Here is a 25,080-nt window from a genome sequence, read left to right on the forward strand (position 1 = left end):
CACGACCGGTATACGACTCCCGGCTGCTTCTCTATTTTCCGATTTCCTGAGCCCGATCCACGTAATTTCGGACGATCACTTTCCGGCCGCAGATTTCGGTCGGCTCGTCATCCGTCAGGCGAGGCAGGTAGCATCGGCGGCATACTTCGCTTTTCAAGAAGCCCTGCGGTTCCTTGTGCAAGGCGCGCACTGCATTCATTTTTTCGCCGTGCCAAATCTGGTGTACCGTCTCCGTCGTCGCGTCACCAATGACTTCGCGATTTTCCTCGTCGTTCGAGCACTTCATCACAAGCCCGTCGGCGCCGATAACGAGGCGCTGGTATTGCTGTGGGCAGGTGAAATTATCCAGATACTGAACGTCAGAATCGTTTCCGAGGTAGTCGATCAGCGGGTTGAAGGCGACAAGATCTACGTGAGGCGCAAAGGTTTCATAATAGAGATCCGGATTTTCCCTGATCGCCGGCCAGATGCCTTGCACCTTGATGACCGGACGATGGAGACCACGCTCGTCTTTGTACTTCTTGATGTCCTTGATCTTGTCGAGCAGGGCCTCGAACTTGATTGGCTTGCGGATTTTCTCGTAGGTCTCACCGGTGCCATCGATCGAAACGGTGATCCAGTCGATGCCGGCATCGACGAGCTGAGCGAAATAGTCTCTGTTGAGCTTGAAGCCGTGCGTGAGGGTCGAGACTTCCTTGATCCCATGGTCCTTGGCATAGCGCACACAGTCGGCGAAGCGCTTGTGCAGCGTGGCCTCGCCCCGCAGCGACAGGCGGATCGCAGGAACCTTGCCGCCGATCTCATCGATGATACGGCAGTAGAGATCCCAGTCCATCCGCGTCGTGTTCACACTTTTCTTGAACTCGTCGCTGATCGTATAACACATCGGGCAACGCAGATTGCAGATCGATGCCAGCTCGAGATCGACGAGCAGCGGATAGTCCGAAACCTGCTGGTTCAGAGCATATTCTGACCATTTGCGACGGTAATCTGCGTATTCGGCTTCCCACCCTTCGCCCCGGAATTTGTCGAACGCGGCTTCGCGCTCGACCGTGTCCATCGAGTAGTTGCCCTTGTTGATCGGAACGTAACGTTCGTTCAATTTACGACTCCTTCATCATCGCGCGGATTCCGGCCGGCAGATCCCATTCCGGTCGCCATCCGAGAACGGCGCGAGCCCGCGTGATATCGGCCCGCACGTCAGGTATTTCATTCCGCCGAACTGTGCAAGATGACACTACAGGTAGAGCAGTGCCGGCAGCTTCTTGCAAGATGTCGATTATTTCCTGCACCGAATACGACATTCCGGAGCCGATATTGATGCAATGGTAGCCTTCCGCGACGTCCATGGCCTTGGCAAAGGCGCTCAGGACATCGTGAACGAAGATATAGTCACGCCGGGGACTGAGATCCAGGACCTGTATTTCCTGCTTCGCCCGTATCCGGTTCAGAAGCGTCGGTATCAGAAATTCGGGTCGCTGCCCTGCGCCATATATGTTGAATAGACGCAATACCACCACCGGTATCTGCTCGTGCGTGGCGGCGAACTCACAAAGCTGTTCGGCAAGATGTTTGGAAAGAGCGTAAGGGTTGTTCGGCCTGACCGGATCGCTTTCATGGATCGGCAGCCGCTCGGGCACCCCGTAGATATAGGCGCTTGCGAACACGAGTTTGGCCTTGTGTCGCTTGCACCAGCTCAAAGCGTGTTGCGTTCCGAGGACGTTGGCGGCCGTGAAACTCGGGCCTTGTGTCCAGCTATCCGGGACGAATGTCCTGCCGGCAAGGTGAAACAGCGTGCGTGCGGCGGGAAGCTCCTGCCAAACCTTTTCTTCGCTTATATCTCCATGTGTTCGGTCAAGCGCAAGCACGTCGAAACCGGCCTCCTTGAGCCGTCTGACCAGACGGCTCCCGAGAAAACCGCCAGCACCGGTGACGATGGCATCAGCCATTCAAGAACCTGGACCGCATGGATTCGAACTGCTCGATCGCCAAGGCATAATCGTCAGGCCGTCCGATATCGAGCCAATAGCCCGCAAAATCTCGAACCGTGGCCGGCTTGCCGGCCGCAAGAAGATCAAGCATCAACTGATCAAAGCCGTAGGCACCACCTTGCGGTATGTGCTCGACGGCCCTCGAAGACACCATGTAGACACCCATGCTGACCTTGTATTCAGCTGTCGGTTTCTCTCGAAAACCGGTCAGCAGCCCGGCCTCGCCGGTGTCAAGAACGCCATAGTCTATGCGATGCTGACGCGTCTTGGACGAGATCGTGAATATATTTCCGTCGCGGACGTGAGCATCATGAAAATCGGCATAGTTCAGATCTGTCAGAATGTCTCCGTTCATCACCAGGAAATTCTCCGGCAGATCCTTTATCAGCCGTAGCGGCCCCATGGTGCCGAGAGGCTCGTCCTCGAGCGAATAGTCGATACGTACACCCCACTTGTCGCCATCCTGGAAAAAAGCCTTGATCAGTTCCGCCTGATGGTTGACGGCAAGCGTTATATGCTGAAATCCGCCCGAGATCAGCTGACGAATGATCACCTCAAGAATAGGATAATCGCCGATCGGCATCAGAGGCTTTGGAAGTACGACAGTATAGGGCCGCAACCGCGTTCCCATTCCGCCCGCCAGAATGACTGCGCGCCTAGACATTGAAGATATCCGCCTTGTATCTCGCCAGATTCTGCGGCTGACGCAGCCAGTCGATCGTCGCTTTCAGACCATCTTCCAAGCTGTAACGCGGCGAAAATCCTGTCAGAGACTTGATCAGGCTGTTGTCGCAGCACAAACGCTCCACTTCGCTATTTCTCGGACGCAAACGCTGTTCATCGCATTCGATCTCCACGCTGACGCCGATGACGTCGGCGATCAGCCGAACGGTATCGCCGATCGATATTTCGCTGCCGGAGCCGATATTGACCGTCAGGCCGATGGCTTCGTCGCAGGCTGCGAGCGCCAGAAAGCCGTCGCATGTATCCTGCACGAAATTGAAATCCCGGGTGGGCGAGAGCGCACCAAGCTTCAGCATCGTCCGCCCGCTCAGAAGCTGCGAAATCACTGTCGGAATAACCGCCCTTGCAGATTGTCGCGGGCCGAAAGTGTTGAAAGGCCGTGCGATCGTCACCGGCAGATCGAAGCTCGAATGATAGCTGTAGGCCATCGCGTCAGCACCGATTTTTGACGCCGAATAGGGCGACTGTGCCTGCAGCGGATGGCTTTCGCTGATTGGCACAATACGCGCCGTTCCGTAGACCTCACTGGTCGAGGTCTGGATGACGCGGCCAACGCTGGCATCGAGAGCGCCCTGAAGCACATTCAACGTGCCATTAATGTTGGTGTCCACATAGCTGGACGGCGCCTGATAGGAATAGGGAATAGCGATGAGCGCGGCCAGATGAAATATCGTGTCAACGCCTTTAGCGACGGCACGCATTTGCGCTGGGTCGCGAACGTCTCCAAGAATGACCTCGAACTTGCCGCGGTATTCAGACTGGTCCAGCCAGCCCCAGCTGGAAAACGAGTTGTACTGGCAAAGGGCGCGGACTTCCACGCCTGCCTTGACCAATGTTTCAACGAGGTGAGAGCCGATGAAGCCGTCCGCACCGGTCACGAGTACTTTCTTCATTTCAATAGGCCTTTAGAATCGCGGAGATAAAGCATCTTCACATCCCAGGGGAGCTGGATCGCCGAGATCGACGGCTTTCGCTGCTGCCCGAGCATCTGGATGATCCCGACATTGTCTTCGACCTCGAACCGTATGCCTTCAACCACCGAATAGATCGAAAAACGGCTGGAAATGCCTGCGCGGAGATAGAAAGTTCCGGTGTTCAACAAGCCGGCCGGGATGACCACTCGCGCCCGATAATAACCTGGAGGTCTGACATCGAGGCGGCTTACATCAAGCTCCGGATCAGATAGGCTGATGACTGCGGAGTAGCCATCCTCCATCATGATCTGCAGTCCGACCGACAGCCCCGTCATTGGCTCGCGCAGCTCATACTCAACCTCGATGATAAAGTTCTTTGTCAGCTCAACGGTTTGAGAAATTTCGCCATCTTCATTTTGAATGGAAAGCCGACATATGACGGCCTTGCCCTCAATATCCTTGGGCGCCGCTTCAAAATGTATCTTCCCACTAAGCTCAGGTCGGTCGAAGTAAGCGCGTATTACATCTGACGTGTCGCCTATGGCAGCCACCCGTCCGTCGGACAGTAGAATGGAACGGGGGCAAAGACTGCTCACTGCCGTCATATTGTGGCTGACGAACATGATTGTCCGACCCGCCTTGGTCACCTCCTGCATCCGGCCCATGCATTTGTTCTGGAAGTTGACATCACCAACTGCGAGAACCTCGTCGACAAGAAGGATTTCAGGGTCGAGATGTGCCGCAACGGAAAAGGCAAGCCGGACATACATGCCTGAAGAGTACCGTTTGACCGGGGTGTCGATAAACTCGCCAATTTCTGCGAACTCGACGATTTCATCGAATTTCCTGCGAACCTCGGCATGCGTCATCCCGAGAATGGCGCCGTTCAGGTAAACGTTTTCACGCCCAGTGAGCTCGGGGTGGAAGCCGGTTCCAACTTCCAACAGGCTTGCAATCCTACCTCGAATGCCGATGTAGCCCGATGTCGGACGCGTTATGCGAGACATCAGCTTCAGAAGGGTCGATTTTCCTGCGCCATTGCGGCCGATGACACCAACGATATCGCCGCGGGAAATCTCGAAAGAGACCTCATCGAGGGCACGGAAAATATCATTGTTAAAGCGGGTCTTGTTCTTTCGGTCGAATGCGTAATCCGACATGGAGACATTCGGGTCGGGCAGGTTGCGCCGCCGCGCCCACCAGCTTTGAAGGTCGCGATATAAGGTACCGTGATTGATGATTCCCAGCCGATAATGCTTGCTGACATTCTCGGCGCGTACAACGATTTCATTCATCAGACCGTATCCATAGCGGTTGCCTCGGCCCGTGCGAAAAGTATCAAACCGCCAATCATAATCACCAGAGTGGCGGTCACATTCGCCAGGCAAACGCTAAGTGGGAGCGGCGACGCGTCGTACAATGCCCAGCGAAATAGCTGAACCGGTGTCGTCATCGGATTCAGATGATAAAACCATTGATATCGTTCCGGAATTTGGCTGTAGGAGTAGACGACGGGTGTCGCATACATCCAAAGTTGAGCCACGAAACCGACGGCGTAAACCAGATCGCGATATCGGACTGTCAGCGCGGAAACCGCGAGCCCCGCGCCCACACCAAGCGTCGCAACATAGAGCAAAATCAGCGGTGTCGCCAAAACGAAACGCAAGTTGATCACCATTCCATCCTGGCTAAGCCAGAGGACAAAAGAGATTGTAAGCAGAAGCGTGAATTGGATGGCAAATGCGACCAGGCCGCTCATCGCCACTGCGAGTGGTACGACTAGCCGGGGGAAATACACTTTTCCAAACAAGTTCGAGTTTTTCGAAAATGTTTCTGAGTTATTGGTGAGGCAAGCTGAGAAATAATTCCAGATAATGGTGCCGGACATATAAAAGATAAGCGGGGAAATTCCATCGGTGGAGAGATTGGCAATCTTTCCGAAGACGATGTAATAGGTGATCGTCGTCAGTGTCGGTTGTATGAGATACCAAACCGGTCCAAGTACGGTTTGCTTGTAGAAAGTCGTAAAATCCCTTTTAAAGAACATCCAGATAAGTTCACGATATTTCCACGCAGCCGTCAGCCCGACGCCTGTCTTGCCGGACGGCCTGATGATTATATCCCAGGATTCGGTTCCGATCTCACTTTCCCGCTTCGTCAGGTGACCTGTCATATCAGTATGCTCAAACTCTCCGTTAGCGGTCAGCCGCGCCATATTTTCTAAGGCCTGAGGGGGTTGCGTGGAGCAACCCATGTATCACGCGACTTTAGCGAGGACACGCCCCAAAATGTCTTTTAGACGGTGGTCGAAATCCTCTTGCTTCCACAAGGAAGCTCTTTCAAGTCCCTTTTTGATCAAAACGGAAGATAGGGCTTCGTCTTCCCACAGGCGGCTCATCGCTCTTTGTATTTCCTCGACGGATTGGGGCGAGAAATAAAGCGCTGCGTCACCGCACTGTTCACGCATTCCATACTTGTCTGAGATCAAGATGGGACAGCCACAGACCATCGCTTCAAGCGGCGGGATGTTTGTCGGGCCGAAAAAAGTCGGCATGACCAACCCTCTGGCACGATGATAAAACCCAGCCAGATCCGAATCCGGCACATAACCGACGAAGTGAACAGCTTGGGATAGCCCAAGCTCGCTTGCCCTCGTTTTGACGGCCGCATATTCACGCTGTGTGTTGCCCGCCAATACCAGTTCCATGTCCGGATGAATCGTGCGCGCGGCTGCCAGCGCTTGCACGAGCCGCAAGTGATTCTTGTGAGGCCAGAATTGTGCCGGATAAAAATAGAATTTTTCCGGAAGCCGGTAGCGTTCGGCGAAGGCGGGCGTCTCGACCGAATCCGTAAGATAGTTCGGAGCTATGTAAGGCAGCGGATATATGTGATCTTCTGGCGTGCCGTAGCTTTCCATGACATGCCGCCGCCCGGTTTCGGAATCGACGAGCACGGCAGCACTCTGGTTCGCAAGGTGACGGAACCGGCTTTCTCTCAGCTGAAAGCGCAACCAGCTTCCGGCTTCCGGGAAGCTGCGTTCGTATCTGTGCATCAAATCGTGAACGGTTGCGATCGAGGGCTCCTTGATCTGCCAGGTCAGGGCGTCTTGAGCCGGAAAAATCCACAGATCACATTGGAGAGATGCCAATTCCTGCACGAGTGGATTCATCCGTCTGGCGACGACACGCGCTACGGAGCCGGGCAGAACCATGAACAGCTTGGCAAGTGTCTCGCCCCGCTTCCAGTGCTGCAGCGGGACGGCCTTCAGCGGGCTGGCATTAAGTTCAGAGCGCCAGGCTTCGTCCCCATAGGCAACGATGACCTCCACGTCCGTGCCGTTGATTGATGACAGGGCCTGCACGAGGCTTTGCGCGTACTGGAACATACCACCAGCATGGCGGCCTACTCCGAGATAGAAACCAATCCTCTTCCGACGCAAGGTAATTCGGCTGTCCAAATGTATCGCCAACAGTCAGCCCGCGTTCTTGCGCGCTACGACACAGACGCCCCAGGTTTCGGTCCCCGGAGTCGAACCGGACATCCACTCTTCGGCAATCACACGGCTCATCCCCGCATTCGTCAACAGGCGGTCTATCTCGTTCAGGAAGAGGTAGCGCATGCGGTGGGTTTCGCAAACCATTTCGGTCTTGGCGCTCAGCTTCTCCGTCGCGAAGATCGTGTAATTGACATCCACGACGTTCTCGGCGTCATGAACGACCGACTCAGCGACGCGAACGACGGAAATTTCATCGTTTTCCAAGCGCTTGACGCGGGTACTCGGCCGCTGCCAAAGGACTGCTGGTCCGTACCAGAAGTCGAATATGAAAATTCCGCCATCTTCGAGATGATAGGAAATAGTCTCGATCATCGCTTCGAGATCGGCATCGGACGTCTGATAGCTCAGAACATGAAAAAGGGAGATGACCGCCTGGAATCGCCGATCCGTCCGGAATGTGCGTGCATCGCCCAGCGTGAAATCAAGTTTGCCGCCCGACTGTGCCGCCTTCGCCATGGCCGCCGCAAGCATGGTTTCCGACAGCTCTACCCCCAGCACCCCATATCCGGCTTCTGCCATCTTCTCGGCGTGAATACCGGTGCCGGAGCCGAGTTCCAGAATCTGCGAGATTGGGCCGGTGGCATAACGCTCCAGCAGAGCTTTCACATAAGCTGTTTCGCCCTCGTAATCCTTGTCCTTATAGAGAAGATCGTAATACTGGGAGTACAATCCGAAACTGGTCGTCAACGGATGACCTCCGCTACGATACCCGCGACTTCGCGAATTTGATCTTCCCTTAGCGCCATGCCGCTTGGAATATAGAAGCCGCGGCGCGCAAGCTTTGCGGCGATCGGAAGATCTGCGTCCTTGAAGAAGCCCATCTTCTGCAGAACGGGCTGCTCGTGCATCGGCCAGAAAAACGGGCGGCAGCCCACGCCTTTAGCCGCCAATCGTTTCATCGCTTCGGCTGCGTCGAAATCGATTTCGTCCTTCAGCACGATGCCATAGACCCAATAGATATTCCGGGCATAGCTTGTCTCGGGTAACGGCAGTTGAATGCCGGGCAGGTCCTGAAGCAACTCGGTATACAGTCTGCCCATCGCACGTTTGCGCTCGACGAATTCCGGAAGGCGCTCAAGCTGCGCGCAACCCAGAGCCGCCTGCATATTCGTCATACGCATATTCCAGCCCAGTTCCTCGTGAACGAAGCGGCGGGCGGGCAGGAAGCAGAGATTTCGCAGGCTCCGGGATCTGTCGGCAAAGGCGTCGGAATCGGTGACGATCATGCCACCTTCGCCTGTGGTAATGTGCTTATTGGGATAGAAGCTGAAAATGCTGACATCGCCGAAACTGCCGCAAGGCTGGCCGTTATATGTCTGTCCATGCATTTCTGCAGCGTCTTCGATGATCTTGAGGTCGTAGCGGCGGGCGATCTCGTTGATCGCGGTCATATCGCAGGGCAGGCCGTAGATATGCACCACCATGATGGCGCGCGTCTTCGGCGTGATAGCTGCTTCGATCTTCGCCGGATCGATATTCCAGGTGAGAGGGTCCGAGTCCACCGCAACCGGCACACAACCGGCTCTCACGATGGCTGCGGCGCAGGAAATGATCGTGAAGGATGGCATGATGACCTCAGTGCCTTCCTCCAGACCAAGCGCCATCATGCCAGCGTCGAGAGCCATCGAACCATTCGCAACGGCGATTGCGTGCTTGCGGCCGACAGTCGCGGCAAACTCACGCTCAAAACGTGTGATGAAGGGGCCTTCGGAGGAAATCCAGCCGGTCTCGATACATTCCAGCAGATACTTACTCTCGTTACCATTCAGCAACGGTTCATTAACCGGAATCATTCGGCACCCTTTATCTTCAGTTCGCGCACCGACGGTACAAATCGCGTCTTGTCGGATTCCCCAGCGTAAGGTCCCTGTTTGACTTCGATGATTTCAGCTTCTTCGATAATTTCAAAACCATGTCCGCCGAAGGCCAGCAGTATGACGTCGCCTGCGCGCAGGATCGCGCTTTCGTAGTATTCCTGCGAGTCGGAATAGAAGTCCACGCGGACAACGCCCGACTTTATAAGCAGAACTTCCTTCGTATAGAGGACCTCGCGCGCGACGGCGTTGTGGACGTGGGGTTGGATGACATAGCCGGTCGGTCGCTTCATATAGGCAAGTTGCTGCGAGAATTCGTCCGGCGTGAAAAACTGGATGCCGTCGAACGTGTAGTTCGCCCGCAATATCATGGCCTGTAGTTCGCCGCCGTTCACGATCTTTTCTATCATGCTTCTCTTTCCCAAATCGGCGGGTGCGTCAGGATGCTGCAAAACGGACTACTTTGCGTATACGCTTGACCCCGGCCGAGAATACGAGTTTGTAAAAATCATTCTTCCGCTGGCGGCGCATCTCCGCGAAAAAGCCCAGCACGCGCAGTCGCATTTGTTCGTTAACTTCAACGGGGATCTTTTTCAATTTCTTTGGCGCATGCCCGAGGCTGCCGGCGTAATAATCGACGTCGCTGCAGTGGGCTCCGCTGCCATCAAACCCTGAGTTCACCACGAGACTCTGGCGAGGGTAGAGAGTCAGCATATTGTCCAGATAAGCGCTGGCATGCCACCTGATCGCCCAGGATTGATTCTTGCCTTTGACTTGATTGCGCAGCATCGCGAGGAAAAAGGCATTCCCTTCATAATCGAAAGCTCTGGCGAGGCGCCGCTCTTTCAGCGCCTTCAGCAGCTTTGCTCCGTCGGGTTCGAAATGTTTCCATGCCCGGGCCCAAGTGGCCCATCCCCAACAGTCCGCCCCACGTAAAAAATAGCTGTCAGGAGCATCGTCACTTGCGACCGGATAGGCATAGCCGTGGATGCTGGCGACGCGTTCCTCGTCTGCATAAAGATTCAGCCCATGATTCATATAGCGCAGGAAGTCAGGCGAGGTTATCAGATCATCCTCGACGACGATGACGTGGCCATATTGTTCGCACAGGCGCCCGACCCCATCGATGATGGAGCCGGCAAGACCATAGTTTTTTTCACGCTCGACGATAGTAACTGCCTTGAAACCAGTTACCGTCTTTGCCAGTTCACGGACCTGGCGCACGCGCTCCGCTTCTTTTTCATTGCGCTGACCGTCGCAAAAAATGAACAGCGGCGTCTGTTCCGCCAATTCGTTTGCCTGCAATGCAGCGACGGTCCGTGCCATATGCATGGGACGATTGAAGACAAAAAGTATGACCGGTGCGCATTCCATGATTATTCCCAGCATTTTCTACGCTGCACAAAATGTTCGAGCCTGCGTGCGAATAGAGTCTCGGCTTCGAGCCGCTCCGCATCGACCACCTTTAGCTGCTTACGCCCTTTTTCGATCAGATCAACTGCCACCGCAGGATCTCGGATGCGTAACATGGCGTCGGCCCACTGCCCGGCGTCATCAGCATCGGCCAGCAACGCCGCGTCACCGATCTGCTCGTTAAGGTGCGCGGAATAGATCAACGGGCGACCGAGCGCCCAAGCTTCTAACGGCGGCAAATTGGTTGGGCCAAAATAAGTCGACATCACGACGGCCAGAGCACCTTCGTAGAGTGCGCGCATATGATCGACCGGGACGAAGCCGAGGAATGTCACATTGTCAGATACGCCCAGCTGTCGAGCTTGCTGTTTGATCCAGGCAACATTGCCATGATCCGCACCCGAAAAGACCACGCGTATGTCGGCACCAACGGCCAGCTTATGTTTTAAGAGTGAAACCGCTTCAAGAATGCGGACATGGTTCTTATGAGGCCAGAATTGCGCCGGATAGAAATAATAGCCATCTCTCAGCCCGTAATTGCCAAGCACCGCTGTGCGATCGATCGAATGCGCTTCACTTAAGAACGGAGAGGGCTCGAACGGCATCGCAATCATGCGCTCTTCGTCAATTCCGTAGCGACTGACAATCCTTTTCAGTAGCTGATGTGATGCCACGATGACGGCGACGGCACGTGGCAGGCACGTCCAAAAGTGCCGCTCTCGTTCTTCGAATCTGCCATCGGAGCTAACTTCTGGAAATTCGAGATCGTCCCGATGACAGGCATCAAGGACGGTCGTGACGTAGTTGAGCTTGCGGAAATAGTTCGGAGTTGAGGAATGGGTAACGAAATACGCCAGATCTATGCCTGCCTTCAGCAGCGCATTTTCAATCTTCTTTGCCATCCACGCTTTGCCAATTTCTTTGCGGATTAAGCGGCGCAACACAGCGAGTGCAATTCGAGATGGCCTTCCGGCGGCAGGCAGGTATTCTGCGGGAACTCCAAGCCGCTTGAGATGCTGCAGATTGGCTTTGATCGTCGTGAAAGCCACGACCTCGTGCTGTTTTCCGATGATACGCTGGAGTTGTACGATCGCATTGATTGCTTGATTGAATCCGCCACCGACCTGGATCGGGTTTTCTAACAAGATGCCAATTTTCATGCTTTGACTAACCTCGGCGTCCGCGCCAGCAGACGCCTACTTCACATTTCGATCAGGCCGGAGAACCGCTTTCACAGATAATCTGACACAGTGGATCTCGCTCCTCAATTTCTCGTCCCCTTTGTAAGGGGTCACAGCTAGCGGATGCTGTCACGACTTGATCGTCACGGAAATCCGCAAAAGGCCGCTCTCACCAATTGGCGCGAGGGGTCATCCACGTCATCCATTCAGTTGCACCTACTTATTTCCTAGTATTTGCCTTAGCATATCCTGCGATCACGACAACACCCACAACGGCCCGGTCACCTGTTTGGAGGGTGTCGTTGCAATCTTGAGACAGTGATCGACTATTTCTTCTATGGTGCTTGAATGGCCATCAAAACCTGGAGCGGGAAAGCAAACCAAAGGGCAAAATGACCTCTTGCCCTTATCATAAAGCGCAAGCCAGTCGAGCACGAAATTCATAGATGAAGCCGGCTCGTCCCGTCACCAGGATCATATTTATCCCCTTGGACATCTGACAAATGGAAAGCTCAGGTCTCATTGTGCCAGTCTCACGTCAACCGAAGAGATCGGCGATGCTCATTTCGCCAGCCTGGCCGCAGTTACATGGGGGTTGCACTCGTTCGGCCGTTTCCATAAACACGACCCGAAGATTGTATCGAAAGACGATGTGAAAAAATGACAAAAACCGCGCTTATTACTGGGGTGACTGGTCAGGATGGTGCCTATTTGGCCGAATTGCTTCTGAGCAAGGGCTATACGGTGCACGGTATCAAGCGGCGGTCCTCGTCTTTTAATACCGGCCGCATCGAACATATCTATCAGGATCCGCATGAGACCCATCCCCGCTTCATTCTCCACTATGGCGATATGATCGACTCGACCAACCTGCTGCGGATCGTGCAGCAGACGCAGCCCGATGAAATCTACAATCTTGCCGCACAGAGCCATGTGGGTGTCAGCTTCGAAACGCCTGAATATACAGCGGATGCCGATGGCATCGGGACGTTGAGATTGCTCGAAGCGATCCGTATCCTGGGGCTTGAGGAAAAGACCCGATTCTACCAGGCATCGACCTCGGAACTCTACGGTCTTGTGCAGGAAGTGCCGCAGAACGAGAAGACGCCCTTTTACCCGCGTTCTCCCTATGCCGCAGCCAAGCTCTATGCCTACTGGATCGTCGTGAATTATCGCGAGGCCTACGGCATGCATGCGTCGAACGGCATTCTTTTCAATCACGAAAGCCCGCTCCGCGGCGAAACCTTTGTCACGCGCAAGATCACGATGGCGGTGGCCGCCATCCATCTGGCGCGGCAGGATAAGCTTTTCCTCGGCAATCTCGACGCCAAGCGTGACTGGGGCCACGCGCGTGAATATGTCGAGGGCATGTGGCGCATGCTGCAGCAGGACAAGCCGGATGACTACGTCTTGGCGACCGGTGAGACGACGAGTGTCCGCCAGTTTGTGGAGTGGGCTTTTGCCGACGTGGGCATTGCTTTGGAATGGAAGGGGTCCGGCGTCGACGAAAAGGGTTATGACTCCGCGTCCGGTGCCTGCCTTGTGGAAATCGACCCTCGGTATTTCCGCCCGACGGAAGTCGACCTTTTGCTTGGCGACCCGACCAAGGCACGTCAGAAATTGGGCTGGCACCACAAGACCCCGGTTCGCGAACTCGCCGCCGAAATGGTGCGGGAGGATGTCAAACACTGGAAGGCTCAAAACAGCCGGAAAGAGATCTGAGTGTCCGACCTGTCCAACAAGAAAATCTGGGTCGCCGGTCATCGCGGCATGGTCGGCAGCGCGCTTGTGCGCAGGCTTCACTCAGAAAATTGCGCTGTCATCACGGCAACGCGACAGGAACTTGATCTCAAACGGCAGGACGAGGTCGAGAAATTCGTCCAGACGAACAGACCGGATGCGATCATCCTCGCTGCCGCAAAGGTTGGCGGTATTCTTGCGAACGATACCTTCCCGGCCGATTTCCTCTACGATAACCTGATTATTGAGGCCAATATCTTCGAAGCCGCGCATCGTAATGGCGTCGACAGGCTTCTGTTTCTGGGCTCAAGCTGCATTTACCCTAAATTCGCGCCGCAGCCGATTTCTGAAGATGCGCTTCTGACCGGACCGCTTGAGCCGACCAACGAGTGGTATGCTGTCGCCAAGATTGCCGGGATCAAGTTGGCCGACGCCTACCGCAAGCAGCACGGACGCGATTATATTTCTGCCATGCCCACCAACCTCTATGGTCCGGGCGATAATTTCGATCTGCAATCAAGTCACGTTCTGCCGGCGCTAATTCACAAGGCGCACCTCGCAAAGGCGACGGGGGCATCCGAAATTGCCATCTGGGGAACCGGAAAGCCACGACGGGAATTCCTCCACGTTGACGATTGCGCGGATGCGCTGGTTTTCCTGTTGAAGAACTATTCGGACGCGCAGCACGTCAATGTCGGTTCGGGAGAGGACATTGAAATCATCGAGCTCGCGCGGTTGGTTTGCCGTGTTGTCGGTTACGAAGGAAAAATTGCCCACGACCTCTCCAAGCCTGACGGGACGCCGCGTAAGCTTATGAGCACCGACAAGCTGAAGAACATGGGGTGGAAGCCACGCATCTCGCTGGAGGAAGGTATCCGCGCAGTGTATGATTGGTTTCTGCAGTTCGAAAGCAACGCCGCCGTGGCGCGACAATAGCTGTCGAGCATCTAGAACTCCAAAGGGCGGCGATCGGCGTGACGTGTGAGCCGTCAGCTTTAGACGACGTGGCTGCTGCCCTTGATTGAGACGATGGGGTATGCCGAAAGTCCGGACTTGAACACCAAGTTCACCGTCGTTCCCGGCGTCTGTTCGCTCAATCTCATGGAGAAGGGGAAGACGTAGAGCCATCATTCGGCTGAGAACTTGCCGTTCGTTCGGCCTGCCTGGCGCGCGGCGGCACCAGGAAATCGAGGAGACCGTCACTCCGCAGATCAGCGGTTCTCTTTTCCAGAATGTCACCAATCAGGCTTATCAGAAATTCCGCTGTCATATGGTTCCAATCTGTGATGAACGGAACACCCCTGCTGCTGGTGAGGCATTTCTCCTTGTCGTAATCGCAGTGAAGCTTGACGATATCGACATAGGTGAACGCAAGATCGAATGGGTAAAATGGTAGTTGCGCCAAAGGCTGGTTGGCCAGCGGATAGGTCGCTTCCCGCAGGCATATAGAGGCATCGGATTTTCTCTGAAGCATCAGCCCCAGGCACCAGTGCGATTGGTCGAGCTGGAAATAGTTCCCGAAAACAAAAATTCGCGCATTATCCGAGTGGCTTTTCATCCAGGAAAGAAGCTCGAACCGGAACGGGTTGACGGTGTACTCAAAGGGCCGAAAGCTCGTGAGAAAGATCGCTTTCGTTCGGCTGAGCAATGATTTGTCGTTGATAAATTTTTCAAAGGGAATGCAGTATTTATCGTAAATGCTGGCACGAGAGGGGGCCCTGACAATATCGTTCTTGATCTCAACCATGCAGTTCAAATAGCTGAGCGCCACGACTTGATACCGGTCGGTATCGATGTAATTTTTCAGCGCGATTGACCAGTTTCTGGCGTGCGAGTCCCCGATGATGAAGATAACGGGTTTCCCCGCTTGAATGTTGTTGTTCAAGCTTAGAAAAGTGCTTTCGAGCCGTGCTTCGCTTGCCTGGGCGAGAGGTGGATAGACTTCATTCAGCCTGTAAGGAAAACCGTCCATATAGATTGCTGAAAGGACAGCAGCCGTGATGGTGACAACGGATGAGCTCAGGGTGGTCCAGAGAGCGCGGCTTCTCCTGGTGTGGCGAAGGGGCTTTTCGATGACGACAAAGCTGACGGCGGCGACCAGGGCCGTCGCTGCGATGGCAAGAAACTTGTCCACATTGTCGAAATTCAAGTTTGTCAGTCGCCAGAAGGCGAAGATCGGATAATGCCACAAATACAAGGAGTAGGAGACCAATCCGGTGAGCACCGCAGGCCGAGAAGCCAGCAGGCGCCCGACTGCGTCCTGATGACCGGCAAATGCGAGCACCAGACAGGTCCCGATGACTGGGATCACAGTCAACACGCCGGGATGAACCGTGTCCTTTCTGAACAAGATCAGTGAACCAACAACGAGGACAAGCCCGGCCGCCGCGAGTAACGGCCGAGGGCGAGTTCGTCCGCGCCTCACCTGGTGATAGGCGAGAAGTGTTCCGGCCAGCAGTTCCCAGGTCCGGGTGAGTGGCGAGTAGAAGGCCTGCTGCTGATCATACCGTACCGTCACCACACACAATACAAAGCTGAGGGACGCCACGAGCAACACGCATGGCAGAAACCTTGATTTCAGGTATCGGCGTGTGATCAGCAATAAGAGCGGAAACCCAATATAGAACTGCTCTTCGACGCTCAACGACCAGGTGTGAAGAAAAGGCTTAAGAAGGGTATTGGGCTCCCCGTACTGAGCCGCAGTAAAATAAAAATAGATATTTGATCCAAATAGGAGCGTCGAACCTATGGAATTCGCGTAATCCAGCAGTTCCGATGGTAATAAAAGGTAATATGCGAAAGGAATTGTCGCGAAAATGACTGCGAACAACGCAGGAAGAATTCTTCGCGCACGCCGGGCGTAGAACTTAAGGAAATCAATACGCCCGGTTGCTTCGATTTCTGTCAACAAGATTTGGGAAATCAGAAAGCCGCTGATCACAAAAAACACATCGACGCCGATGTATCCGCCCTGCAGCAACGTGTGGCCGGCAATCGTGAACTCGGCGTGATACAGGATAACCGCGATCACCGATATGGCCCTTAAGCCATCGATCTCTGGTCTGTAAACCTTCAATGCTAGCGCCTGCCTTCGATATCGAGAGCGTAACTTCGCCGCGCGCAAGATCGGCGCTTGTGGGCTGCCTACCACAGAGATCTTGGAGGAGAACAGTGTGGCCTGATAAAAGATTTGCGGGCGCGGCCGATTTCAATCTTTATTTTCAGTGCTGTTGTAAATCAGCATTCCGGAGCCCTCATTAGTCTGCATTTGTTTTCCCGGTCGCTGACCAATTTTGTCTACGGGCCGTTCCAGAAGCGACAAGACGGCAGGCCGACGCCGAAATCAACAAAAATCGAAATAGGCGCATGTAATGCGTAAATGCTCGCCCGAGACAGGATGTCGATTCGCTGCCATCTTGCGCCCGTCGATTTAAATAATCAGGGCAGCGACAAGGAAGCAGGCCTCGGAGGAGGGGACGGGGAGGCAGATAAAAGCAAACCCGTTTTGCCGTAAAATCAATCGCTTAGTGAAATATTGGCTGGGGAACCTGGATTCTCACATCATTTCAATGGCTTAGCGAAATCGCCTTTGAATTCCCTATATTTTCCCGCCGTGAGCGACCATGGATGCCACCTTTGTGCCCTGGCCTTGGGCCTCAGTCAACAGCAAGAGGCTAGCGGCAATAATTACCGCTGCTGGAGGCGAGGCTGCCGTCGGACGATCGCCGCACGCATGGTCGCTTCGCGCCAGAGCGATCATTGAGAGACACCGCTGCCTACGTATTGTGCGGCTACATACATGCTTTGAATAGACCACATCTCACCAACTAGCTTCACAAAGGCCATCGTAGGCTAGCGGGATCAGGTGGAAGACCGGAAATTCTTGAAAGTCGTCTCAAACGCACCAATCAGACGATTTTCCTAACCGAAGATCCAACGGCGTCAGGCCTAATTCGTAACTTTTCTTATGCTTGGCGAAAAGTTTTCGAACGTTGGGAGAATCGCTGCTGCCTATGAAGAAGCGGTCGCCTTTGTAGACATCGTGTAGCAGGCCGAGGAACGATCGTCCCAAATTAATGCCGATGGTGGAGCCCATATAGAACTTGCATTCTACTGCCATAACGATCTTCCCACTTCTGGGCTGTACGTTTCTATCTCGGCAGGTATCGGCTTCGGATTTATAAAGAACTGCAACGTCGCATTCGTGGGCGACTTGTGACTTTCCTGCGACGAAAATGCCAATATGTGCTTCAAGTGGTGGCTTACCGGGAAACTCGATTTCTGCGTGACAGTAGTTATGTGCTAGCGAGGCGATGTGAGACGGCGATGTCCGGAACCAAAAGCTCGTAGGGACGGTCCCGTCACGTGCTTTAAAGGTGATAACCGCTCCCTCGTTCTTTGCTGCCAGCAGCACCAACGCCCAAACATACGCCTCGTATAAGTCGTGACCTTGCCCCCAAGTTTTATCCAGTTTTGAGTTCGCTCCAGCGGATTTGGGTTGCTGTTTTTGGTTCGGTAGCGGCGGGTTGCGGTGCGGAGCCATTTTGGCTGCGCAGCACCGCATCACGTCGCGGGTTGAGTGTCTGAGCGAATTCGGCCGGTGTCAGCCAGCCAAGGCCTGAATGCGGGCGTTGATCGTTGTAATCGCTGCGCCAGTTTGAAAGCGCAGACAGGGCGTGAGCAAGCGACGAGAACAGAGTTTCATTCAAGAACTCGTCTCGCAGCCGCCCGTTGAAGCTTTCGATATAAGCGTTCTGGATAGGCTTGCCAGGCGCAATGTAATGCCAGTCAACCTTGGTCCGGTCCGCCCATTGCAGGATCGCGTTGCTGGTGAACTCGCTGCCGTTGTCGCTGACGATCATCCTCGGCTTGCCGCGCTCCTCGATAATCCGGTCAAGCTCCCGTGCGACGCGAAGACCGGAAAGCGATGTATCGGCGACGAGCGCCAGGCACTCCCTCGTGCAATCATCGACAACGGTCAGAATCCGCAACCTGCGCCCATCGGTGAACTGATCCGACACGAAGTCTAGCGACCAACGATCATTGGCCACGATCGGCACCAGCATCGGCGCTCGCGTGCCTATCGCTCGCTTGCGACCGCCGCGCTTGCGCACCGTCAGTTTCTCCTCCCGATAGAGCCGGAAGAGCCTCTTGTGGTTCACGAGGTGACCCTCCCGCCGGAGCAGCACATGAATGCGTCGATATCCGAAGCGGCGGCGTTCATGCGCCAACGCCTTCATTCGCTCGCGAAGCTCATGATCATCGTCGCGCCTGGTCTCGTAACGGACCGTCATTCGGCAAAAACCAATGGCTTTACACGCCCGCCGTTCGCTCATCTCATGATGGCTCATCAGATGCGCGACAGCTTTCCGCTTGGCCGCGGGCGTCACCACTTCTTTCCCAAAAGGTCTTTCAAGGCAGCATTGTCGAGCATCGCATCCGCCAGAAGCCGCTTCAGCTTCGTGTTCTCGTCCTCAAGCGTCTTCAGCCGCTTGGCCTCGGACACCTCCATGCCGCCGAACTTGGCCTTCCATTTATAGATGCTAGCATCGCTGACGCCATGCTTGCGGCAAAGCTCCGAGACCGGCGTGCCTGCCTCGTGCTCCTTCAATATGCCGATGATCTGTTCGTCTGTGAAACGGTTGCGCTTCATCCTCTGGTCCTCTCAATGGCCAGAGCTTACTTCAAAATGGATTATTTCAACGGGGCAAGGTCAGTCGTATCCAGCCGACGCGGTGGAAAGGTTCGCGCTTGGGAGACCTGCTAACGCGGTTGCTATCTCGGTCATCAAACTTGGACGCAGAGGCATGGCGAAATCCGATAATCCTAAATTTCCGTCTTAGCGAGCTCAGCGCGGAGCTCTTCTAACAGCTTCTCTAGCTCGACGGTGGGCCGAAGGGCGTCAGCCATATACCTGGAATTGATAGAGCGTACTGGGCTCGAACTCTGGTCATTTCCAAACTCGAACGACTGCCAAGTGTCTTTTTTTGAGAGGCTGACTACGGCACTCGTAAGTCGAATTGCCATGCTGGATGGAGCAAGCGTTGCGAGGCTAAGCACGTCGAGGAGAATTCTCAATTTCTCCCGCCCGCTGTATTCTTCGCTACCAACAAACTCGGCTTTGCCGGAGGAACTAGAGGTCCTAGCTCCAGCAACGGGGTCTGTGGCTTTTCGGTCATCAGGGACCTTGATATTCACGGTAACGGGCTTGCCCAGCGCTATTTCGGTCTCAATCGCACGCAGATAGTCGTCTCGCTCTATCGGTTGATCGGCATCACGTCTTTCGCTCAAGAGTTTTAGCAGCTCCTCGAAGATCGGGCTGGCTTCATCATCTGTCATCGACTTCCCGCTGTCTTATGAGACTTGCCTGACGGAAAATCCTTGAGATTCCCTTTATTTCCCATCGCGAGCGACCATGGATGCCACCTTAGCGCCCTGGCGTTGGGCATCAGTCAACTGGACGGTCGATCGGCAATAATTTCCGCTATCGGACCTCAAGTGTGCGGTAAGGCAGCCACAAAGCGCGCGGCAGCTTTGGCCCCCATTGCGATCTGGACCACCTCTGGCCTACCCGCAGGAGAAGATCACAGCGAGCTTGTAGTTGGCGGGAATGGCTTCCTTTCAGAGGAGGACACCGCGCTTAATGCTCAAAAAGTCAGTTGCTGAACGGCCTGAAATACACGTAAACGAAGATAACTATCGGAGTCGTTCATGCCTCATCAAAGCGCAACCATTGAATTGCGGCCAATCGTGCAATTGCTCAAAGACGAAAATGACGAGCAGGCAAGGTACTTTATCCCATCCTACCAGCGTGGCTATCGTTGGAACCGGATTCAGGTGCGGCAACTGCTCAACGATATCTGGGAATTTATCCAGGCCAGCGACGGACGGCCCAGATCTTCGTTCTATTGCCTGCAGCCGCTGGTGGTAAAAAAGCTGCCGGACGGCAGCTATGAAGTCGTCGATGGCCAGCAACGTCTTACCACCATTCACATCATCATGTCGCGACTCAGCACGATGATGGCGTTGCTGGAGAAGGCCAGCTTCGTAATCAGCTACGAAACGCGGGATGAGGCTTTCCTGCGCAACATAGACCTCGAGCGGAGCGATGAAAATGTCGACTTCCACCATATGGCTGAGGCTTGGCGCGCGGTGGACGAATGGGTCAACCGGCATGGCGCACCTCACGCCCTCAAGCTGCTGCAGCATCTGCTGGCCGACGAAGAGATCGGCCACAATGTCAAAGTCATCTGGTACGAGCTGACGTCACAGGACGATGCCGTTGCCGCCTTCACCCGTCTCAATGTCGGCAAAATTCCCCTCACCGAATCCGAACTGATCCGCGCACTCTTCCTACGTAAGGCGGGTAAGGAAGGAACTGCCTCTCAGTTGCACGTTGCTTATCAGTGGGACCGGATCGAACACCGCCTGCAGGAAGACGCCTTCTGGTACTTCCTGCAAAATTCGAGCACCCAGACTAACCGCATCGGGCTGCTTTTCGATCTGGTTGCCCAGACTTGGAAGGACAAGGAAAACGACGACCATGCCGCCTTTTCCTATTTCTCGGCTGCCCTGGCCGAGCGAGGAGCCGACGCCGTCTGGAAGGATGTTAACAACACCTTCCTCGCGCTCGAGGAATGGTTCGAGGACCGCCATCTATTTCATGTCATCGGCTTCCTGCTGCATCACAGCGATCGTAGCGAACGGGAGATCGGCAGTTTGCTGCAGGAGAGCCGCAGCATGTCCAAGCATGCATTCCAGGCCAGTCTCCGCCAACGCATTTTCATTTCGCTTTTTGGCATCGCCAAGCCGGCGGACGGTGATAGCATCACGGACGTGGTGCGCGATCAATGCGCCGCGGTGCAGTACCGCCACGCCGTAAAAGTTCGGAAGCTCCTGCTGTTTTTCAACATTGCCACGCTACTGGATAACGAGAAGTCCAACATCCGCTTCCAATTCGACAGCTTCAAGAAGCATAGCTGGGACATGGAACATATCCGCTCCGTCAGTGACGAACGACCGAATAGTCCGGGCGATCGCGTGAGCTGGCTGAAAGAGTGTCGTGCCTTTCTGGCCACTGTAACCGACGATGACAAAGCTAACCAACTTATCAAACAGATCGACAAGTATATTAAGAGCAAGACCATCAAGCCCAATGATGGCACATTCGAAAAGATCGATAGCAAGCTCCTCGCCTATTTCGGGGAAGCCGGAGAAGGTGGGGGTAATGCGTTGTCAAATCTGACCTTACTCGATAGCCGTACCAATCGCGGCTACAAGAATGCCGTCTTTGCCGTCAAACGCAAGATCCTGCTCGAGAATGACCAGGCCGGAACCTTCGTCCCGCTTTGCACGCGCAATGTGTTCCTCAAATGCTACAGCGACACCGTTGCCAACGTGACCTTCTGGCGCGAAGAGGACGCCGACGATTATTTCAACGCAATCTGTAAAACACTGACCAGCTTCCTGGTCCCGGCGGAGGCTGAGTGATGGAATCCAGAACGACCTTTGCCCAGTTGATTGCGAAACGCAGACAGGTACAGATTCCGATCATCCAGCGCGACTATGCCCAGGGCCGCACAGAGCAAAAAGACGTGCGAAACGACTTCCTCCGCGCGCTCAATGATGCCCTGTCATGGCCACTGGACGATGCTCGTCTGCCTCTCGACCTCGACTTCGTGTATGGTAACGATGCCTCAGGCGCCTTCCAGCCGCTCGACGGCCAGCAAAGGCTCACCACGCTGTTCCTGCTGCATTGGTACCTGGCCTGGGTCGATGGAAAGCTGGACGATTTCCGGGCCCGTTTCATGACCGATGGCCGATCGCGATTCGGCTATCAGGTGCGGCCCAGCAGTAAGGATTTCGTCGACGAATTGGCATGCTTTGATCCCGGCCCTTTCCAACCTGAGATCGATGTGGTTGCATTGGTCAGAGATCAGCAGTGGTATTTTCGCGCGTGGCAGTACGACCAGACGGTTCGCTCGGCGCTGGACATGCTGGGGGCGATGCACGTCGAATTGGGGCAGTCGTCCAACCTCTATGAACGTCTTATTGACCCAGAAAACCCGGCTGTCGCCTTCCAACTGCTGGATCTGAAAGATTTCGCGCTCACGGACGAACTCTACATTAAGATGAATGCGCGCGGGAAACCGCTGACGCAATTCGAGAACTTTAAGGCCCGTTTCGAGCAGCATCTGAAGGCCAACTTTGCAGACCTGGAACTGCCCCAGTCCGGTGGTGAGCCGGTCAACAAATTCTTTGCCAAACGCATGGATCGAGAATGGTCCGACTTCTTCTGGCCCTACCGAGACAAGCACACCGCAACCTTCGACGCAGCGATCATGAACCTGCTGCGTGTGCTCATCATCGTTACGCGCGATCCGGAGCGCGGCACCATAACCGATACCGAGCTTGCCGAACTGCGGGGAGACTTGCCTAATACATTCATGGCGTTCCACGAGAAAGGCTGGCTCGACCGGAGCCTTGTCACGGCCTTAGTATCACTGCTTGAATGCTGGAGCGGGCCGGACCAGGAATTGCCCACCCATTTGCCCGACGACAGCCCATTCGACGTGCGCGCAACTTTCGGTAAAATCATCACCGATCCTTCTCGGCTGACCTTTCAGGATCTGGCCCTCTTCGCCGGCTACGTGCAATTCGTGACAGCGGCTGCGGGAAATGTCCAAAAAAGTGCCTTTGGTGAATGGATGCGCGTGGTGTTCAACCTCGGCGTGAACACTGACTACAATCGTAACGACGACCTGCGCCGAAGTTTCTCGGGGTTGGCATCGGTCGAGTCCCGCATGAGCGACATAAACGCCTATTTGACCGAGCCGAGTGCAGAAATTCGCGGCTTCTCACAGCCCCAGGTGCTCGAAGAGCGCCTCAAGGCTAGGCTTTTTGCGTTGGGCGACGGCTGGCTTGAGCGGATATCCGCCGCTGAGGGGCATGACTATCTCAAGGGGCAAATCGGTTTCTTGCTAAAGTTTGCGGGATTCGACCTTGGTGAAGCCAATCGTGAACCAGTGTCGCCAGACAGCGCCAAGGCAAGTGACGCGATCAAGGCGTTTGAACATTATTTTGCTTGCGCTAGGCAAATGCTCAGGGACCTAACAAATGGTGGCGACGAGGGCCGAGCTTGGGAATTGGCGCTGCTTTCGGTTGGCGATGTTCTGTTGGAGGCCGGTCGGAATTGGGCCTTGCCAAGCTTCAAGGAAGGGCAAGGCAGTTGGAAACGCCTGTTGCGAGTGGCTGCAATAGGCGAACCTCAGGGCGAAGTCGTCAAAGGTCTATGGGACAAGCTGCCCAACCCTTCTGATCCCCAAGAAACGCTGAAGCAAATCATCGAAACCGAATGGGATGATGAGGCTTGGCGCCGGGTGGTGATAAACACACCAGCCATCTTCCAATATTGTCGCGAAAGCTTGATTCGATTTGATGAAGCTGGGACCTACCCGCTTAAGAGATCACAGATGAACGGCGCACACGTGGAACTGTATACTTATGCCGCCTACGTCGCTTTGAAGGAAGGCAGCGGACTCAAGTCACTAACGATGGAGTATCATGAAACCTTCTCAGCCGAAGAGCCATGGCTCGAACTTCATTGCGTATTTGATGGCAAGGAGTACGAGTTCTTGCTCATGTCGCGTCAAAGTGAAGATTACTTTGACTTATGGTTGGACCAGCCGACATCGGTCACTGCGCCGGTGGCCGCCCTTCTGAGGAAACTAAACTTCGCAATTGACGGTGGCGTCCTTAATAGGGAACTGGAATTGGATGAACTGCAATCGGCAATTCTCACCCTCGACGCCGCCCTTGTTCCGGTTATAGCTCGGTGAGTTTTGAAGCTAAAATTCTGTTCCGCCCCTTCCGCTCGGGGAAGCATCGGAGCACTGGAGCATCCGGAGGCCGACACCTGCCTTGGTCACAGTTTTTTGAGGCAACGAAACCCGTTGGATGATTGATGCGGGGTCACGCCAAGTAGCTGAAAAGGCGCCACGATTTCGGTGGTGAACTACGGAAAGGGGATAAGCCCGAAAATAGGGTCTCCAGCCGTCTTTCTACAGAGTTCCAGACATCCGCGGCATCCGGAGAACGTCACATGCCATTTGACTCGAAGGCGCGCCAAGTAGCTGAAAAGACGACAATTTCTGGTGGGGAATGGCATTCACTGAAAGAGAGTGAATAGATCCAAAAAATGGTCTGCCTGGGGACCTTGGATTCTCACATGATTTCAATGGCTTAGCAGAAAGGCCTTGAAATCCCCTCTCTTTTCCCATCGCGAGCGACCGTGGATGTCACCTTTGTGCCCTGGCTTTGGGCATCAGTCAACAGGACGGTGGAGCGGTAATAATTTCCGCGTGCGGACCTCAAGTTTGCGGTCAGGCGGCCATAGCGCCCGGCAGCTTCGCGCCCTCAACGCAGATCTTGAGCACATGGTGCCTGCCGGATCGAAAGCGGATGTCCACTCAACCCTCCGGTTGCAAGCCCGCCTTCAGAGTCCTCAGCCCGTCGCGTTATCTCTTGGCATCGAAGTACTGTGTACTATGGGGGAGAGATGCTGGTTGGGTGGATATTGCTTTGCGACTGGTAACCACCGCGCCAAGAACTCCGGCGCACATGCCCTCTGTGATGTATATCAGGGGCGGTCGCGACAGTGGCCACGGTATAGGATCGCGTTATAAAACTGAGCTAGATAGGTGGCCATCCGGCAAAGTTCTTGTGTAG

The 25,080-nt window shown here is 54.7% G+C and carries 20 protein-coding genes; 4 read left to right on the forward strand and 16 right to left on the reverse strand.

Going from position 1 to position 25,080, the window contains the following annotated elements:
* Positions 1–31 precede the first annotated feature (31 nt).
* The 12 genes from HFO99_RS19170 to HFO99_RS19225 all read right to left on the reverse strand — a co-directional run bounded on the left by HFO99_RS19170 (position 32) and on the right by HFO99_RS19225 (position 11,592).
* Positions 32–1,102 carry a radical SAM/SPASM domain-containing protein gene (locus HFO99_RS19170; RefSeq protein WP_003545680.1) on the reverse strand — a complete coding sequence of 357 codons (1,071 nt, stop codon included), beginning with the start codon at positions 1,100–1,102 and terminating at the stop codon, positions 32–34.
* A gap of 1 nt (position 1,103) precedes the next feature.
* Positions 1,104–1,949, reverse strand: coding sequence for an NAD-dependent epimerase/dehydratase family protein (locus HFO99_RS19175; protein ID WP_222362892.1), 846 nt, complete (start codon positions 1,947–1,949; stop codon positions 1,104–1,106).
* Positions 1,942–2,655 carry a nucleotidyltransferase family protein gene (locus HFO99_RS19180; RefSeq protein ID WP_003545678.1) on the reverse strand — a complete coding sequence of 238 codons (714 nt, stop codon included), beginning with the start codon at positions 2,653–2,655 and terminating at the stop codon, positions 1,942–1,944. The genes HFO99_RS19175 and HFO99_RS19180 overlap by 8 nt, the downstream gene beginning before the upstream one ends.
* On the reverse strand, positions 2,648–3,628 hold the full coding sequence (locus HFO99_RS19185) for an NAD-dependent 4,6-dehydratase LegB (RefSeq protein ID WP_222362893.1): 981 nt from the start codon (positions 3,626–3,628) through the stop codon (positions 2,648–2,650). Before HFO99_RS19185 ends, HFO99_RS19180 begins: the two co-directional genes overlap by 8 nt.
* The gene (locus HFO99_RS19190) at positions 3,625–4,944 is read right to left on the reverse strand and encodes an ABC transporter ATP-binding protein (RefSeq protein WP_222362895.1); all 1,320 of its coding nucleotides are present in this window, start codon (positions 4,942–4,944) and stop codon (positions 3,625–3,627) included. Before HFO99_RS19190 ends, HFO99_RS19185 begins: the two co-directional genes overlap by 4 nt.
* Entirely contained in the window at positions 4,944–5,822 is an 879-nt protein-coding gene (locus HFO99_RS19195) for an ABC transporter permease (RefSeq protein WP_222363100.1), read from the reverse strand. The genes HFO99_RS19190 and HFO99_RS19195 overlap by 1 nt, the downstream gene beginning before the upstream one ends.
* An 84-nt stretch (positions 5,823–5,906) precedes the next feature.
* Positions 5,907–7,106 (reverse strand): glycosyltransferase family 4 protein, encoded by a 1,200-nt coding sequence (locus HFO99_RS19200; RefSeq protein WP_261323224.1) that lies wholly within the window; start codon positions 7,104–7,106, stop codon positions 5,907–5,909.
* Between the two features lie 15 nt (positions 7,107–7,121).
* Entirely contained in the window at positions 7,122–7,892 is a 771-nt protein-coding gene (locus HFO99_RS19205; RefSeq protein ID WP_222333443.1) for a class I SAM-dependent DNA methyltransferase, read from the reverse strand.
* Positions 7,889–8,998, reverse strand: coding sequence for a DegT/DnrJ/EryC1/StrS family aminotransferase (locus HFO99_RS19210; RefSeq protein ID WP_222362898.1), 1,110 nt, complete (start codon positions 8,996–8,998; stop codon positions 7,889–7,891). The genes HFO99_RS19205 and HFO99_RS19210 overlap by 4 nt, the downstream gene beginning before the upstream one ends.
* On the reverse strand, positions 8,995–9,429 hold the full coding sequence (locus tag HFO99_RS19215) for a hypothetical protein (RefSeq protein WP_222333439.1): 435 nt from the start codon (positions 9,427–9,429) through the stop codon (positions 8,995–8,997). The genes HFO99_RS19210 and HFO99_RS19215 overlap by 4 nt, the downstream gene beginning before the upstream one ends.
* 28 nt (positions 9,430–9,457) lie before the next feature.
* Entirely contained in the window at positions 9,458–10,393 is a 936-nt protein-coding gene (locus tag HFO99_RS19220) for a glycosyltransferase family 2 protein (protein WP_222362900.1), read from the reverse strand.
* 2 nt (positions 10,394–10,395) lie between these two features.
* A complete protein-coding gene (locus HFO99_RS19225; RefSeq protein WP_222333436.1) occupies positions 10,396–11,592 on the reverse strand; it encodes a glycosyltransferase in 1,197 nt (398 codons plus the stop codon).
* 681 nt (positions 11,593–12,273) lie between these two features.
* Here HFO99_RS19225 and gmd point away from each other — a divergent pair.
* Both gmd and HFO99_RS19235 read left to right on the forward strand, forming a co-directional pair.
* Positions 12,274–13,335 carry a GDP-mannose 4,6-dehydratase gene (gmd, locus tag HFO99_RS19230; RefSeq protein ID WP_222362908.1) on the forward strand — a complete coding sequence of 354 codons (1,062 nt, stop codon included), beginning with the start codon at positions 12,274–12,276 and terminating at the stop codon, positions 13,333–13,335.
* Positions 13,336–14,289, forward strand: coding sequence for a GDP-L-fucose synthase (locus HFO99_RS19235; protein ID WP_315860487.1), 954 nt, complete (start codon positions 13,336–13,338; stop codon positions 14,287–14,289).
* A gap of 163 nt (positions 14,290–14,452) precedes the next feature.
* Here the strand turns inward: HFO99_RS19235 and HFO99_RS19240 are convergent, their stop codons facing one another.
* From HFO99_RS19240 to HFO99_RS19255, 4 genes are all read right to left on the reverse strand, one after another.
* The gene (locus tag HFO99_RS19240) at positions 14,453–16,429 is read right to left on the reverse strand and encodes an acyltransferase family protein (RefSeq protein WP_222362910.1); all 1,977 of its coding nucleotides are present in this window, start codon (positions 16,427–16,429) and stop codon (positions 14,453–14,455) included.
* 819 nt (positions 16,430–17,248) lie between these two features.
* Complete coding sequence (locus HFO99_RS19245) at positions 17,249–17,896, reverse strand: hypothetical protein (RefSeq protein WP_222363115.1); 648 nt, start codon at positions 17,894–17,896, stop codon at positions 17,249–17,251.
* A protein-coding gene (locus HFO99_RS19250; protein ID WP_222362911.1) for an IS3 family transposase occupies positions 17,817–19,006 on the reverse strand; the annotation gives its coding sequence in 2 pieces (ribosomal slippage) (positions 17,817–18,757 and positions 18,757–19,006; 1,191 coding nt in all). Before HFO99_RS19250 ends, HFO99_RS19245 begins: the two co-directional genes overlap by 80 nt.
* A gap of 173 nt (positions 19,007–19,179) precedes the next feature.
* The gene (locus HFO99_RS19255) at positions 19,180–19,692 is read right to left on the reverse strand and encodes a hypothetical protein (protein ID WP_222362913.1); all 513 of its coding nucleotides are present in this window, start codon (positions 19,690–19,692) and stop codon (positions 19,180–19,182) included.
* Between the two features lie 372 nt (positions 19,693–20,064).
* Here HFO99_RS19255 and HFO99_RS19260 point away from each other — a divergent pair, with 372 nt between their 5' ends.
* On the forward strand, positions 20,065–21,843 hold the full coding sequence (locus tag HFO99_RS19260; protein ID WP_222362915.1) for a DUF262 domain-containing protein: 1,779 nt from the start codon (positions 20,065–20,067) through the stop codon (positions 21,841–21,843).
* Positions 21,843–24,191 carry a DUF262 domain-containing protein gene (locus HFO99_RS19265; RefSeq protein WP_222362917.1) on the forward strand — a complete coding sequence of 783 codons (2,349 nt, stop codon included), beginning with the start codon at positions 21,843–21,845 and terminating at the stop codon, positions 24,189–24,191. Before HFO99_RS19260 ends, HFO99_RS19265 begins: the two co-directional genes overlap by 1 nt.
* Positions 24,192–25,080 lie beyond the last annotated feature (889 nt).

Origin of the sequence: Rhizobium leguminosarum (assembly GCF_019798305.1) — a bacterium.
Lineage (GTDB): Bacteria > Pseudomonadota > Alphaproteobacteria > Rhizobiales > Rhizobiaceae > Rhizobium > Rhizobium leguminosarum_U.

Coding starts and splice junctions, on each gene's coding strand:
- HFO99_RS19175 (WP_222362892.1), bottom strand. CDS start 1,949: ATGGCTGATGCCATCGTCACCGGTGCTGGCGGTTTTCTCGGGAGCCGT.
- HFO99_RS19180 (WP_003545678.1), bottom strand. CDS start 2,655: ATGTCTAGGCGCGCAGTCATTCTGGCGGGCGGAATGGGAACGCGGTTG.
- HFO99_RS19185 (WP_222362893.1), bottom strand. CDS start 3,628: ATGAAGAAAGTACTCGTGACCGGTGCGGACGGCTTCATCGGCTCTCAC.
- HFO99_RS19190 (WP_222362895.1), bottom strand. CDS start 4,944: ATGAATGAAATCGTTGTACGCGCCGAGAATGTCAGCAAGCATTATCGG.
- HFO99_RS19195 (WP_222363100.1), bottom strand. CDS start 5,822: ATGACAGGTCACCTGACGAAGCGGGAAAGTGAGATCGGAACCGAATCC.
- HFO99_RS19210 (WP_222362898.1), bottom strand. CDS start 8,998: ATGATTCCGGTTAATGAACCGTTGCTGAATGGTAACGAGAGTAAGTAT.
- HFO99_RS19215 (WP_222333439.1), bottom strand. CDS start 9,429: ATGATAGAAAAGATCGTGAACGGCGGCGAACTACAGGCCATGATATTG.
- HFO99_RS19220 (WP_222362900.1), bottom strand. CDS start 10,393: ATGGAATGCGCACCGGTCATACTTTTTGTCTTCAATCGTCCCATGCAT.
- HFO99_RS19225 (WP_222333436.1), bottom strand. CDS start 11,592: ATGAAAATTGGCATCTTGTTAGAAAACCCGATCCAGGTCGGTGGCGGA.
- gmd (WP_222362908.1), top strand. CDS start 12,274: ATGACAAAAACCGCGCTTATTACTGGGGTGACTGGTCAGGATGGTGCC.
- HFO99_RS19245 (WP_222363115.1), bottom strand. CDS start 17,896: ATGGCTCCGCACCGCAACCCGCCGCTACCGAACCAAAAACAGCAACCC.
- HFO99_RS19255 (WP_222362913.1), bottom strand. CDS start 19,692: ATGACAGATGATGAAGCCAGCCCGATCTTCGAGGAGCTGCTAAAACTC.
- HFO99_RS19260 (WP_222362915.1), top strand. CDS start 20,065: ATGCCTCATCAAAGCGCAACCATTGAATTGCGGCCAATCGTGCAATTG.
- HFO99_RS19265 (WP_222362917.1), top strand. CDS start 21,843: ATGGAATCCAGAACGACCTTTGCCCAGTTGATTGCGAAACGCAGACAG.